This is a genomic window from Campylobacter pinnipediorum subsp. pinnipediorum (genome assembly GCF_002021925.1).
GTDB lineage: Bacteria > Campylobacterota > Campylobacteria > Campylobacterales > Campylobacteraceae > Campylobacter_A > Campylobacter_A pinnipediorum.
This window is the reverse complement of the sequence record NZ_CP012546.1, coordinates 385,302-397,817: the sequence shown is the minus strand read 5'-3', so window position 1 is coordinate 397,817 and position 12,516 is coordinate 385,302. Positions and strand designations below refer to the sequence as shown.

Sequence of the window (12,516 nt, the reverse complement as noted above, 5' to 3'; positions counted from 1 at the left end):
CACCTGTAAAAACTAGACATAAGCCAACAAAAATAGAAAAGATAACTTCTCCCATGTATAACTCCTTACAGCATTATTCTTATAAAATTTCAAAAATACCAATAAGAACAATACTGAGATTCTTTAAAAAGAATCTCAAAAAAAAATTATTTTCCTTTCCAATTAGGCTTTCTTTTTTCCATAAATGCCAAAGGTCCCTCTATGCCATCTTGCGTTTTTTCTATAAAACGATAAGCTACATCTGAATATCTCATAGCATCATCTACAGACATAGAAGGAGCTACATGCATAATCTCTTTTGTTATTTTTAGAGATAAAGGAGCATTTGCTGCTATTTGCTCAGCAATTTCTATCGCCTTATTCATTAATTCTTCAGACTCTACAACATAATTAACAATACCTATTTCTTTAGCTTCATCGGCATATATTAATTTTCCTGTTAAGCATAATTCCATAGCAATTTTTCTAGGCAATTCTCTAGCCATTCTTACTATTCCACCTGTTGATGCTATAAGTCCAACTTTAACTTCAGGAAGACCAAATCTAGCGCCTTTTACAGCAACTATTATGTCGCAAGATACAGCTATTTCCATACCTCCGCCAACAGCTGTTCCATTAACAGCACAAATTATAGGCTTAGGGCAAAGTCTATTAGTAAGACCTCCAAAACCATGCTCCATTACAGTTTGACACTCACCAGTGCTACTTAGTTCGCTTAAATCTTCTCCTGCGCAAAAGCTTTTTTCACCAGCACCTGTTATAATGATAACCCTAACATCACTATCTTTTTCGGCCTTATTAATAATCTCTTCCATCTTCGCAGAAGTTACACCATTTAAGGCATTTCTTTTTTCTGGTCTATTTATGGTTAAAACCAAAATACCATCATCCCTAAGCTCACTAATAACTTCATTTGAGCCAAAATAATCTCTCATATAACACCCCCTATTTTAAAGAATTTATAAGTGCAGGCACTACTTTGTACAAATCACCAACTATTCCATAATCAGCATAATCAAATATTGGAGCATTTTTATCTTTATTGATAACTATAATTTTATCTGCATCTTTAACTCCAACCATATGTTGAACCTGTCCAGAAATTCCTATAGATATATAAACATCGGGTTTCGCCATAACACTTGATATACCTATATATCTCTCATGCTCCATCCATTTTTCTCCTTCTGCTATAGGGCGAGAACAACCAAGTTCTGCACCTATTGCAGTGCATAGCTCTTTTATCATTTTTAGATCTTCTTCTTTTGCTACACCTCTACCAACAGCTATAATTTTTTTAGCTTTACCCAAATCAACACTACTTGCTGTTTTAGGAAGCTTATTTATACATTTGATACTTGTGCTTGATTTTACAAACTGCAATTCTTTTACTTCACCATCGTTTGAAAAGTTGCCATTAGCTTGTTCAAAAGTACCAGAATTAACAAGAACTATGGCTATTTTTGAATTGATTTTTTCTGTAGCTATAGCCAAACCTCCGTACATTATCTTCATGCTTTCTACAGAGTTTTCAACAATTTTTATATCATTAACTTCTGTGCTAACACCAGCATTTAGCTTTGCACCCAAAATACCAGCCATTACCTTGCAACGCTTTGTATTTGGCATAAGAATAACGCCACTTTGGTTTTCAATATTAGCTATTACAGTAGAACTAAAATTTTCAAAAATATCATCTTCTTCACTACAAAAAACTTCATCAGCACCAAAAGAAAACATCTTTTTTGCTTCATCTTTTTTGCTTCCAAAAACAAAGCATGTGACTTTTTCACCAAGATTTTTAGCACCACCCATAATTTCTTCTATTTTGCCTAATGTATCACCTAATACCCATATATTAGAAACTTTACTCATATTAAAATCCTCTTAATTTAACACTTTTTTGAAGTTAGATATAAAATCAACCACACATTCTTCACTATCATCTTGTAAAACAACTCCTAATCTATCTTTTTTCTTAGGAGCATTAACATTTACTAGCTCTACAATATTGCTCATCGAATAATCAAAGGATAAAATATTAACTGGTTTTTTTGCGGCAGCTAATATGGCTTTCATTCCAGGAATTGAAGGCTCATTAATATCAGTAGAAACACATATTAATGCTGGCAATGAAAGTTCTAGCTCTTCTATTTCATTTTCAAGCTTTCTTTGAACCATAATCTTTGAACTGCTTATATCAATAGATAAAATTTTACTAACACTATTTATAACAGGAATATCAAGCAAAGCACCGGCCCTAAGACCAACTTGGCTAGCAAACAAATCAGCAGAACCATCTGCGCACACTATCAAATCAAAACCAATTTTTTCAGATGCTTGTTTGAATATCTCAGCGGTATCATGAGCTAATAAGTTATCAAATTTATCATCAATAACAATATTTAATTCATCAGCACCTCTTGATAAAATATCTTTTTTTACTTTTGTATTTTCAAGATTTTTTCCACCTATACTAAGAACTTTGATATTTACTTCATCCAAAACCATTGATTTAATATCAACGGCTGTTTGTATTGCATTTAAATCAAATGGATTTATTTTTGGATTAGCTTTACTAAAATCCAGAGTCCTATCACTATTTATAGATATATCTTGTTCTTCTAGAACAACCTTGCATCCTACTATTATATTCATAATTGCTCCTTAAATATTAATCATGATTAAATAATAATCATGATTTTTATATTATCGTGATTATATAATAACTACAATCAATTTGTCAATAGTTTTATTAAATTTATAATTAATTATATAATTTAATATTTATATAATATTTTATTTAGATATATTAAAAATTATAATAATTATTGTTTTGAAGCCAATAAATAGTGATTTTTTTAGATGTTTTAAAAGTAATAAAATAATTTCAATATTATATTTAAAATAATATAGCATATATAATTTAATCTAAAAAATATGCATCTTAATATAAAAATTAATTTTTTATATACAAATAATTATTATATAACTTAATAGGATGGTTGAATTTATATATCAACTTGAGTAATTTATTATAATATTAAATTAAGTTATTATTTTAATATATAAATCATATTTAATAAAACATGTAAAAACAGGGGGGGGGTTGGGGATAATGTAAGTCATGCAAAAAAATAACTTACATTAAAAAATATTATCTAACAAAAGGAATAAATTTTTCATACCCCATTTGTTTCATCTTTTCAAGTGGAATAAACTCCAAAGCAGCACCATTGATACAATACCTAAGTCCACCTTTCTCTTTTATACCATCTCCAAAAACATGTCCAAGGTGTCCATCAGCTACCTTTGAACGAACTTCAACCCTCTTCATGCCATGACTATCATCATTTTTATAATAGATAGAATCAGTTGTTATAGGTTTTGTAAAACTAGGCCAACCACAACCAGCATCATATTTATCAGATGAGCTAAAAAGTGGCTTTTTACTAACAATATCAACATAAATGCCTTTTTCTCCAAACTTATCATATTCGCTAGAAAATGGTCTTTCTGTTGCATTTTCTTGAGTAACAGCAAATGCAACATCAGATAGTATTTTTTTTAATTCATCTTTGCTTGGCTTATTAAATCTAGTATCATCAAGTGGCTTTTTAGCCAAAGAAAGATCGACATGACAATACCCATTTGTATTTTTATCAAGATATTTTTGATGATATTCTTCAGCCAAAACATAGTTTTTTATAGGCTCAACCTCAACAACAAAAGGCTTATCATAGTTATTTTGCTCTTGCTTTAAACTTGCATTTATCATATCTACCTGTTTTTCATTAGTATAGTAAATACCACTTCTATACTGTTCGCCTACATCATTTCCTTGTTTGTTTAAAGATGTTGGATCAATAACCCTTAAAAAATGAGCCAATAATTCAGCTAAAGATATCTTTGAACTATCAAAAACAACACGCAAAGTTTCAGCATGATGAGTTTTTGCTATATCATAATAGCTTGTTATATCACTATCTCCATTTGCATAACCAACATCTGTTTGCAAAACCCCTAAAAGTTGATCAAAATATCCTTGCATACCCCAAAAACAACCGCCAGCTATATATATCTCTTCTTTTATTTCATTCATAAAACACCCCTATTCTACTGTTACACTCTTTGCTAAATTTCTTGGCATATCTACATTATTACCAAGTCTTATAGAAATTTCAAGCGCTAAAATTTGAAGCACAACCATCATCTCAAAAAACTCAGACATAGCATGCTCATGCTCTTTTATTTTGATAAAATCATCACTTAGCTCAAATTCAAATGGGCTAATAGCAAGTATATAAGAATCCCTTGCCGCAAGCTCTTCAACATTACTTTTTGTCTTTTCATAAAGCGTATTTTTTGGCATAAGGGCTATAGTAAATAATCTCTCATCAGCCAAGGCTATCGGTCCATGCTTCATCTCGCCAGATGGATAACCCTCTGCATGTAGATAAGATATCTCTTTTAGTTTTAAAGCACCCTCTAATGCAAGTGGATAAAATATATCCCTACCTATAAAGAAAAATCCATGTCCATGCAAATAATGTTTAGAAAGTCTATAAATTTTTTCTTGCAATTTTGAATCAATATTTAAAACAGTTGGGACATGAAGCAAGGCTTGAATCTCTTTTTCAAGTTCGTTAGGTTCTATGCTATTTTTGGCTTCAGCCATCTGCAAAACAAACATCCAAAGCAAAACAACCTGAGTAGCAAAAGCCTTCGTGCTAGCAACACCTTTTTCAATACCAGCCCTAGTTAAAAGTGTAATATCAGCAAGTCTAACTATAGATGAATTATCAACATTACAAATAGCTAAAGTTTTTAACCCTTGCTCTTTTGCAATCTTTAAAGCCTCTAATGTATCAGCAGTCTCGCCACTTTGACTAATAACAATAAAAAGTGTATTTTTATGAAGTCTTGCTTGTCTATACCTAAACTCGCTAGCTATCTCAACCTTAGCCCTAACACCAGCCAATCTTTCAAACAAATAACTAGCAGTAAGTGCAGCGTGATAACTTGTCCCACAAGCACATAAAACAACATCATCTATGCCTTTTAAAAACTCATCATCAACACCTTCTAAGCTGATTTTTTGCTTTTTAACCCGACCCATAAGACAATCACTCACAACACTACTTTGTTCATATATCTCTTTTTCCATAAAAAACCTATACCCCTCTTTTTGTGCATAAGTTTTATCTTTTGGAAGTGGTATAAACATAGGTTTTATAGGCTTTGAATCCTTATAGACCCAAATATCTGTATCGCTAATAAATCCATAACTTTTATCATCAAGGTAAGCAACTTCATTAGCAACACCTATAACCGCTGCATCAGAAGAAGCAAAAAATAGATCTTTGTCATTTTTAGCTATCGCAAGAGGAGCGGCATCTTTTGCAAAAAATATCTTATTTGGAGCTAGTTTTGTTATAAGCAAGGTAGCATAAGCACCTTTTAGCCTTGCTATACTCATCTCATATGCCTTAAACACATCATCAGTATGTTTAACATTTTCTTCAAACAAATGAACGATTACTTCTGTATCTGTTTGACTGATAAACTTAACACCTTTTGCCTCTAGCTCATCTTTTAGCTCTTTATAGTTTTCAATAATTCCATTATGAACCACAAAAGAATGTTCCCCCAAATGAGGATGAGCATTTATCTCTGTTGGTTTGCCGTGAGTAGCCCATCTAGTATGACCTATAGCCACACCCATACCGCTTAAACTAAAATCTTTTGTCTTATCAGCTAAGTTTTCAAGCTTTCCGACAGCCTTAAAATACTGTATATCATCATCACTCATTACAGCCATTCCAGCACTATCATAACCCCTATATTCAAGCTCTTTTAATCCACTTAAAATTATATTTTTCTTTTCACTTTCGCCTATATATCCAACTATTCCGCACATTTTTCACTCACTTATTAATAAATTTAATATTTTTTCATAATTTGCATTTAGTCCATCATCTTTACTTATCAAAAACAAATTCCTAGTTTTATTTTTGATAGTTTGAACTTTTGCACTTGTTATTTTAAAATTCATATCATAAAAAACACTCATCACATAAGCCATAAGACCTCTTTGATCTTTTGCATTTATATTTAATTTAGCATACTCATCAGAGTGGTTAAGATCAAAACTTATCTCATCTTTATATATAATAGGTGCTGTTAAAACAAGCTTTTCATTGCTATTTAAAGCATTTAATGCCTTTGCTTTAAAATTTAAAAGATCACTATTTTTTATATTTTTATTAAACTCAAGTCTTATAAAAAACTTTTCATCAAAAAGCTCAAAAATTTCCATATAAGCAAGATCAAAATCAGCAAAAACAGCAAGCAAAGCTGATAAATTTAAAAATCTATTAGATATGATTTTAACTCTTAAGCCTTGAGTATTTTGTAAATCAAAGTATATATCATCACATAAAAATGCCTTTTTAGTTATATCTATAATATCTAAAACACTATGTTTTGCAAATAATAAATTTGAAGAAATTTCAAAAATTTTATTTTGAACTTCTTCATCTAGCACAGCAAACTCATCGTGTCTTTTTATACTATGTTCTTTTTTTACCCTTCTAGTAGCCTCATCAAGCAAATTCTCATCATCAAAACTCTCAAAAGACAAGTCATAAAGTTTTCTTAAAAGCTTTGATAAATACGGTGTATAAAGACTATCATCTGTTGCATTAAGAATACAATAAGTTAAAATATAAAGTAGTTGTAAACTTTTTTTATCAGAAAGTTTTGATATAAAACCAAAAACAACTCTTTGAGAATATATATCCTCCGTATTTGCAACCACATTCATCAAAGTATGATATTTTATAAGTAAAACACCCATATTTACAGCCTCAGCACTAAGCTCTAGCTTATTAGCATATGCTCTAAATATATTTGCACCGACCAACTCATGCTCACCTTCGCTTCCCTTACCGACATCGTGCATTAAAGCTACTAATTTAAGCATAATTTTACCTTGTAAGCATATATCACCATAAAGAGAATTTATAAATTTATCTTTTATATTTTCCAAAAAATACAAAGTAAACATACTATGTTCATCAACACTAAATTTATGATAACCATCATATTTTGGAAGTAATGCTATATTTTCCATAGGCTTTATAAGGACATTAAGCACACCAGCATCAAGAAATGCTTTTAGTATGCAATGTGAGTTATTTTTAGCTAATAATTTTTTGATTTGTGTATTTATATTTTGTGTTCCATCATCGGCACTAACAACCTTTTTTATATAAAAAATAATACTCATATCAATCTTATAATCAATATCATCAACCAAGATAAAATCATTTAAAAGATCTTTTAAACCAACTATTTTTTTATGCCTATGGACAAAAAGTGTTGAGTTTAGATTATAAAAACCACCTTTTGTCTTAGATAGTTTCTTTTGTAAAAATGAGAAGTTTGAAAAATTATAACTTGTAATTGATGAGGCAACAAAACGGGTAAATAAGCCTATATTTTTCATACAACTTAGAATTTTTTGACTAATTCTAATATTTGTATCTTGTGATTTTTTAGATTTTGTCTGCATTAATGTTGTTATTTCATCTATATTTTTTTCACTAAAAATATCTTCATTATTTACTAAATTCAAAGTTGATTTTAATGATAGTAAAAAATCCACACATATATTAAACTGGCTTGTTTGCTTCTCATCAAGCAAAAGCATAGATGGCATTCTTGCGCTATTTTCGCCACTTATGGTGCTTAATATACAATTTAAAGAGTATATATCATCAACGCCTCCAAAGCTTGTTTTTAAATTCGGCTCTTGTTCCAAAAAAGGAACATTATCAAAAGGTAAAAGCTTTTTAATATGATACGATAAAAAAGTATCTTTGTTATACTCTTTCAACCTTGTTATTTCATCTCTTGCATTTTTATAAAGAGTTTTTGACCCGCATATATATCTTATCAAACAAAGTTTGCTTTTTGATTTTATATCATCTTTAAATTTATCATACAAACTTGATAACTCTACAATCTTAATATTTATATCAAACTCTTGAAATCTTTCATCCAAGGATCTTAATAAATGCTTTGTATTATAGCCTTGTATATCCTTATAAACTATCATAATATCTAGTTTTGAATTTATAGAGATAAGATTTTGAGCATATTTATTGGTAGCTATTATACTTATTGGAAGCTTATCTATATCGGGACAAAAATCACCAAAAAATTGAGCTAGTGTTTCCGAAAAGATATTTTTAAATGTATCATCACGCTCTTTTATTAAAAAATTTATAAAATTTCTACTATTTTTATTAAAAAATTTATAAAATTTATTTACATCTTTCAAACTACAAACTACCCTAACTTTTTTTATTTTTTAACAAGATGATACTAAAAATTTGCAAAAATAAAGCTTTTTTTAATTATAATCCTAAAATATTAAAATAATTAGAAAGCAAAAATTTACTCAAATGAATATTATTAAAAAACTTGAAAATGGCGAAAGAATAGACAAGCACGAGGCATATAGCTTGTATGAACTTGACCTTTTCACACTAGGAAAGTTTGCATTTAAGCAAAGAGTTAAAAGATTTGGAAAAAAAGTTTTTTTTAACATAAATAGACACATAAATCCTACAAATATATGTGCTGATATATGTAAATTTTGTGCATTTTCAGCACATAGAAAAAATCCAAATCCTTACAAAATGTCGCACGAAGAAATTCTACAAATAGTAGGAAATAGTGTAAAAAATGGCGCCAAAGAGGTGCATATAGTATCAGCTCACAATGTCCAAAGTGGTTGGGAGTGGTATCTTGAAATTTTCAAAAAAATCAAAGAACAATATCCACAAATACATATAAAAGCACTTACTGCTGCTGAGATTGATTTTTTATCAAGAAGTTGTGGTTTTAGCTACGAAGAAGTTATAGATAAAATGATAGAATACGGAGTGGATAGTATGCCTGGTGGTGGGGCTGAGATATTTGATGAGGATATACGCAAAAGAATTTGCAACGGAAAAGTAAGCTCTGAAAATTGGCTAAAGATTCATCAAATTTGGCACGAACATGGTCGCCAAAGTAACGCCACAATGTTATTTGGTCATATAGAATCAAGAGAGCATAGGATAGACCATATGCTTAGAATTCGCGACTTGCAAGATAAAACAAATGGCTTTAATGCATTCATTCCTCTAGTTTATCAAACACAAAACAACTACTTAAAAGATATAAAATTTCTAGGTTCAAGCGAGATACTAAAAACGATAGCCATAGCAAGACTTCTTTTAGATAATGTAGCACACATTAAAGCTTATTGGGCCACATCTACACTTAATCTAGCAATGATAGCTCAAGAATTTGGAGCTGATGATCTTGATGGAACGATAGAAAAAGAAAGTATACAAAGTGCTGCTGGCGCAAGTAGTGCTAACGGAACAAATTTAAAGACATTTTGTGAGCTTATAAAAAGCTCTGGATTTTTGCCTGTTGAAAGAGACAGTTTGTATAATGAAATAAAAAATTATTAAAGGAGAATGAGTTGGATTTTTTCAAGCTTAAGGAAAACAACACCAGCATAAAACAAGAATTTACTGCTGGATTTACGACATTTTTGGCGATGATGTATATCGTGCCCACAAATGCTATCATAATGAGTAAAACAGGTATGCCAATAGATGCGCTTATAACAGCAACAGCTCTTGCAACTATCTTAGCAACAGTTTTAAATGGTCTTTGGGCAAACACTCCGGTTGCAATGAGCGTTGGAATGGGTCTTAATGCTTATTTTACATTTGGTCTTGTTATAGGTATGAATATACCTTGGCAAACAGCTTTGGGTATAGTATTTTTATCTGGTATATTGTTTGTAGCCTTGTCTTTTACCAACTTTAGGATATGGGTAGTAAAATCTATACCTATTGATTTAAGAAGAGCTATAAGCGCTGGTATTGGATGTTTTATAAGCTTTATAGGGTTACAACAAATAGGAATCATAGCAAACAACGATGCCGTATTAGTTTCATTAGGCGATATCAAAAATTCAAATGTTTTACTTGGAATTATAGGACTACTAATAGTAATGGCATTTTGGTCTTGGAAGATAAAAGGCGCATTTATGTTAGCGGTAATCACAACTTCTATCATAGCTTGGGTTTTTGGAATGTCTCCGGTTCCAACTGAGTTTTTATCAACTCCGGCTTCAATAGAGCCTATATTTTTACAATTTGATGTAAAAAGTGTATTGTTTGATGCAAGTGGTGTTTTTACACTTGCCCTTCTTCCAGTAATTATAATATTTTTTGTAACAGATTTATTTGACTCTATCGGCACTTTAACCGGTGTTGGAAGCAAGGCTGGCTTATTTACAGGAGAGGATCAAAATGATTCAAAAAGACTAGAAAAGACATTAGAGGCTGACGCGTTAGCTACAGTAGGCGGGTCACTAATAGGCGTTAGCACAACTACAACATTTGTAGAAAGTGCAAGTGGAGTAGCCGCTGGCGGAAGGACTGGACTTACCGCTGTATTTTGTGGATTATTATTTATCTTAACACTATTTTTACTTCCATTTTTTAAAGCAATCCCAGCAAATGCGATCTATCCTATATTAGTAATGGTTGGTGTTTTGATGTTTACAGAGCTTACAAATGTAAATTTCAAAGACCCGGCTATATGTGTAGCAACTTTTTTTATAGTTATTTTAATGCCATTAACATACTCTATAACAAATGGTCTAGCATTTGGATTTTTATCTTACTTTATAGTAAGAGTGTTAAGAAAAGAGTGGGAGCATATAAATTTAGGGATTATTGTATTGTCTATTATTAGCTTTGTAATATTCTTAGTTCATTAAGAAAGGTTGGTTGATTATGTTTTTTTATTCTTATGATGAATTTGAAAAAGATATAAAGGCTATGGCAAGAGAGATAAAGAATGATTTTAGTCCTGATGCTATACTAGCTATCGCAAGAGGTGGAATGACGATAGGACATTTTATGGCAATTGCTTTACAAAATCGTAATTTATTTAGTCTAAACTCTATACACTACAATGAGCAAAGCAAACTTGACACAATAAACATATTTAATATACCTGATTTATCAAATGTAAATAAAATTTTAGTTGTAGATGATATAGTTGATAGCGGGGAAAGTATGGCTGAGATAAAAAAGACATTATTAAAGCTATATCCTCATTTAGATATAAAAATAGCAACTATATTTTATAAAAAAACCGCTCTTTTAATGCCTGATTATAAAGCAAAAGAGGCAACTGAGTGGATTGAATTTTTTTGGGATATAACACTTTAAATGAAAGATTATGGTTTAAAACCTTATAGCATTAAAAACAATGATATATTTGTTTTAACCATAATCTGCGCTCTTGATTTAGCTCTTTTGATATATTGCACAAGCACTTTAAGCATAAGCTACTATGAAGCACTTGTATTTTTTAAAGAACAAGATTCTATCTTACATAAAATAATAACCGCTAGTTGCAAACTCTTTGGACAAAACGATTTTGCATTACGAATACCTATGATTTTTTTTCATATTATTAGTGTTATTTTGCTATATAAAATAAGTAAGTTTTATATTAAATTTCATCAAGATAGAATTATTGCAATACTACTTTTTGTATTTTTACCAGGCACTGTAGCAAGCGCTTTAATAGTAAACAATGCTGGCTTGTGCCTTATGATAACCCTTTTTATTTTATATTTTTTTCACAAAAACAATATCTATATAACTTATATCTTAATGGCTAGTTCTATTTTTGTAGATAGCTCATTTATGATACTATTTTTAGCATTTTTTGCTTATGGTGTATATACAAAAAATGCTACACTAGCTTGGCTTAGTGCTATTTTTTTTACAATAAGTCTATACTTTTTTGGATTTGATACACAAGGTAAACCAAGTAGCCACTTTATAGATACCTTTGGTATATTTGCTGCTGTTTTTTCGCCATTTATATTTATATTTTTTATATATGCCATATATAGAATTTGGATAAAAGAAAAAAAAGATATATTGTGGTTTTTGTCGGTAGTTTCGTTTTGTATTAGTATAGTATTATCTATAAGACAAAAGGTTCAATTGGAAGAATTCTTACCTTTTTGCATTATAGCAACGCCTCTTATGATTAGAATATTTTTTAGCTCATACAGAGTAAGGCTACCCGAGTTTAGAAAAAAACATAAAATAGCATTAGTATTTGTATTTGTATTTTTATTTTCTAATTGGTTAATTATTATTTTCAACCCTGTATTATATAATTTTATAGACAATCCAAAAAAACATTTTGCATATAAATTTCATGTAGCAAAAGAGCTGTCAAAAGAGCTGTCAAAGCTAAATATATATGAGATAAATACACAAAATTATAAATTAGCTCTTAGGTTACAATTTTATGGTATATCCAATGGTGGTAATTTAGCTCTTATAGAAAATAATAATGATTTTTTTGTTAAAAAATTTGATAAAATAATACATAAATTATAAATAAATA

At 30.0% G+C, this 12,516-nt stretch carries 10 protein-coding genes; 4 read left to right on the top strand and 6 right to left on the bottom strand.

What is annotated here, in order from left to right; all coding sequences use genetic code 11:
• Positions 1-146: 146 nt before the first annotated feature.
• The 6 genes from CPIN17260_RS02035 to CPIN17260_RS02010 all read right to left on the bottom strand — a co-directional run bounded on the left by CPIN17260_RS02035 (position 147) and on the right by CPIN17260_RS02010 (position 8,347).
• Complete coding sequence (locus tag CPIN17260_RS02035) at positions 147-935, bottom strand: enoyl-CoA hydratase/isomerase family protein (RefSeq protein ID WP_078440493.1); 789 nt, start codon at positions 933-935, stop codon at positions 147-149.
• A gap of 10 nt (positions 936-945) precedes the next feature.
• Positions 946-1,875 carry an FAD-binding protein gene (locus CPIN17260_RS02030; RefSeq protein WP_069637724.1) on the bottom strand — a complete coding sequence of 310 codons (930 nt, stop codon included), beginning with the start codon at positions 1,873-1,875 and terminating at the stop codon, positions 946-948.
• A 12-nt stretch (positions 1,876-1,887) separates the two neighbouring features.
• Positions 1,888-2,658: a putative electron transfer flavoprotein FixA gene (fixA, locus tag CPIN17260_RS02025; RefSeq protein WP_069637725.1), complete on the bottom strand. Its 771-nt coding sequence runs from the start codon at positions 2,656-2,658 to the stop codon at positions 1,888-1,890.
• A gap of 499 nt (positions 2,659-3,157) precedes the next feature.
• A complete protein-coding gene (gene msrB, locus CPIN17260_RS02020; protein ID WP_078440492.1) occupies positions 3,158-4,102 on the bottom strand; it encodes a peptide-methionine (R)-S-oxide reductase MsrB in 945 nt (314 codons plus the stop codon).
• A gap of 9 nt (positions 4,103-4,111) precedes the next feature.
• Complete coding sequence (glmS, locus tag CPIN17260_RS02015) at positions 4,112-5,920, bottom strand: glutamine--fructose-6-phosphate transaminase (isomerizing) (protein WP_078440491.1); 1,809 nt, start codon at positions 5,918-5,920, stop codon at positions 4,112-4,114.
• Positions 5,921-5,923: 3 nt separating this feature from the next.
• Positions 5,924-8,347 (bottom strand): HD domain-containing protein, encoded by a 2,424-nt coding sequence (locus tag CPIN17260_RS02010; RefSeq protein WP_226996969.1) that lies wholly within the window; start codon positions 8,345-8,347, stop codon positions 5,924-5,926.
• Positions 8,348-8,471: 124 nt separating this feature from the next.
• On the opposite strand from CPIN17260_RS02010, the gene mqnE reads away from it, so the two are divergent.
• The 4 genes from mqnE to CPIN17260_RS01990 are packed head-to-tail and all read left to right on the top strand — an operon-like array spanning position 8,472 to position 12,509.
• Positions 8,472-9,533 carry an aminofutalosine synthase MqnE gene (gene mqnE, locus CPIN17260_RS02005; RefSeq protein ID WP_078440490.1) on the top strand — a complete coding sequence of 354 codons (1,062 nt, stop codon included), beginning with the start codon at positions 8,472-8,474 and terminating at the stop codon, positions 9,531-9,533.
• A gap of 11 nt (positions 9,534-9,544) precedes the next feature.
• Positions 9,545-10,858 (top strand): NCS2 family permease, encoded by a 1,314-nt coding sequence (locus CPIN17260_RS02000; RefSeq protein WP_078440489.1) that lies wholly within the window; start codon positions 9,545-9,547, stop codon positions 10,856-10,858.
• Positions 10,859-10,874: 16 nt separating this feature from the next.
• Positions 10,875-11,315 carry a phosphoribosyltransferase gene (locus tag CPIN17260_RS01995; protein ID WP_078440488.1) on the top strand — a complete coding sequence of 147 codons (441 nt, stop codon included), beginning with the start codon at positions 10,875-10,877 and terminating at the stop codon, positions 11,313-11,315.
• On the top strand, positions 11,316-12,509 hold the full coding sequence (locus CPIN17260_RS01990; RefSeq protein WP_078440487.1) for a glycosyltransferase family protein: 1,194 nt from the start codon (positions 11,316-11,318) through the stop codon (positions 12,507-12,509).
• Positions 12,510-12,516 lie beyond the last annotated feature (7 nt).